General features: G+C 67.9%; 1 protein-coding gene. It reads left to right on the forward strand.

Going from position 1 to position 2,499, the window contains the following annotated elements:
• Nucleotides 1-15: 15 nt before the first annotated feature.
• Nucleotides 16-2,499, forward strand: a 2,484-nt coding sequence (locus ASJ79_RS22370) for a bifunctional FO biosynthesis protein CofGH (RefSeq protein WP_082753992.1), incomplete at its 3' end; no start/stop codon positions are given.

The following is a 2,499-nucleotide window of genomic DNA, read 5'->3' on the forward strand; positions in this document are numbered from 1 at the left end:
CCCAGTCCTGCTGCGTTGCGGCGGGTGTTGCGGCGGGCGCGTGATGGGGTGGCGTTGAATGTGGATGAGGCTGCGGTCGCGATGAGTGCGCGTGGTGACGATCTGATCGATTTGTGTGCCTCGGCGGCGCGGGTGCGTGATGCGGGTTTGGAAGCGGCTGGTCGTCGCGGTCCTTCGGGCCGGTTGCCGGTCAGTTATTCGCCCAAGGTGTTCATTCCGGTCACTCATTTGTGCCGCGATAGGTGTCACTACTGCACGTTCGTCACTGTGCCCGGCCGGTTGCGGGCCGAGGGCAAGGGCATGTTCATGGAGCCCGACGAGATCGTGGAGGTGGCCCGTCGCGGCGCCGGAATGGGCTGTAAGGAGGCGTTGTTCACTCTCGGTGATCGGCCCGAGGCGCGGTGGGAGGACGCCCGGCAGTGGCTCGATGAGCGTGGCTACGATTCGACGCTGGATTATGTGCGGGCGATGGCGATCCGGGTGTTGGAGGAGACCGGGTTGTTGCCGCATTTGAATCCGGGGGTGATGTCGTGGTCGGAGTTGTCGCGTTTGAAGCCGGTGGCCCCGTCGATGGGGATGATGTTGGAGACGACCTCGCGGCGGTTGTTCCAGACCAAGGGGTTGGCGCATTACGGGTCACCGGATAAGGATCCGGTGGTGCGGTTGCGCACTCTTGATGATGCGGGCCGGCTGTCGATTCCGTTCACCACCGGGTTGTTGGTGGGGATCGGGGAGACGCTGACCGAGCGGGCCGAGACGGTGCATGCGATCCGGCGTTCGCACAAGGAGTTCGGGCATGTCCAGGAAGTGATCGTGCAGAACTTCCGGGCCAAGGACCACACCGCGATGGCCTCGGCGCCGGATGCCGGGTTGGAGGATTTCCTGGCCACGATCGCGGTGACGCGGCTGGTGATGGGGCCCAGGGTGCGTATCCAGGCCCCGCCGAACCTGGTGTCGCGCCAGGAGTGCCTGGCCTTGCTCGGCGCCGGGGTGGATGACTGGGGTGGGGTGTCGCCGTTGACTCCGGATCATGTCAACCCGGAACGGCCCTGGCCGGCGTTGGAGGAGTTGGCCGCGGTGACCGCGCAGGCCGGGTTCGATCTGGTGGCGCGGTTGACCGCCCAACCGCAGTACGTGCAGGCCGGCGCGGCGTGGATCGATCCGCGGGTGATGGGTCATGTGGCGGCGCTGGCCGACCCGGAGACCGGGTATGCGCGCGAGGTCAATCCGGTGGGGCGGCCGTGGCAGGAGCCTGACGAGGCCCTCGAATCGTTGGGCCGGGTCGATCTGCACACCGCGATCGATGCGGAGGGCCGGCGCACCGACACCCGCAGTGATGTGGGGTCGGCGTTCGGGGATTGGGAGTCGATCCGGGCCAAGGTGGAGGAGTTGTCGGCGCGGGCGCCCGAGCGTATCGACACCGATGTGCTGGCCGCGTTGCGTGCCGCTGAGCGGGATCCGGCCGGCTGCTCCGATGACGAGTATCTGGCGTTGGCCACCGCCGACGGGCCGGCGTTGGAGGCGGTGACCGCGCTGGCCGATGCGTTGCGCCGTGACACCGTCGGTGAGGACGTCACGTTCGTGGTGAACCGCAACATCAACTTCACCAACATCTGCTACACCGGGTGCCGGTTCTGCGCGTTCGCCCAACGCAAGGGCGATGCCGATGCCTACTCGCTGTCGGTGGCCGAGGTCGCCGACCGGGCGTGGGAGGCCCATGTGGCCGGGGCCACCGAGGTGTGCATGCAGGGCGGTATCGACCCCGAGCTTCCGGTGACCGGGTATGCCGATCTGGTGCGGGCGGTCAAGGCGCGGGTACCGGCGATGCATGTGCACGCGTTCTCCCCGATGGAGATCGCCAACGGCGTGACCCGCTCGGGCACCTCGATCCGGGACTGGTTGACCGCGCTGCGCGAAGCCGGGCTGGACACCATCCCCGGCACCGCCGCGGAAATCCTCGACGACGAGGTGCGCTGGGTGCTGACCAAGGGCAAACTGCCCACCTCGCTGTGGATCGAGATCGTCACCACCGCCCACCAGGTCGGGCTGCGGTCGTCCTCGACGATGATGTACGGCCACGTCGACACCCCGCGGCACTGGGTCGCCCATCTCAACGTGCTGCGCGACATCCAGGACCGCACCGGCGGGTTCACCGAATTCGTGCCGCTACCGTTCGTGCACCAGTCCAGCCCGCTCTACCTGGCCGGCGGAGCCCGGCCCGGCCCCACCCACCGCGACAACCGCGCCGTGCACGCCCTGGCCCGGATCATGCTGCACGGCCGAATCCCCAGCATCCAGACCAGCTGGGTCAAACTCGGCGTCGAACGCACCCAGATCATGCTGCGCGGCGGCGCCAACGACCTCGGCGGCACCCTGATGGAAGAAACCATCTCCCGCATGGCCGGCTCCGAAAACGGCTCCGCCAAAACCGTCGCCGAACTCGTCGCCATCGCCGAAGGCATCGGCCGACCCGCACGCCAACGCACCACCGACTACACC

This window comes from Mycobacterium sp. NAZ190054 (genome assembly GCF_001545925.1).
In the GTDB taxonomy this organism is placed as follows: Bacteria; Actinomycetota; Actinomycetes; order Mycobacteriales; family Mycobacteriaceae; genus Mycobacterium.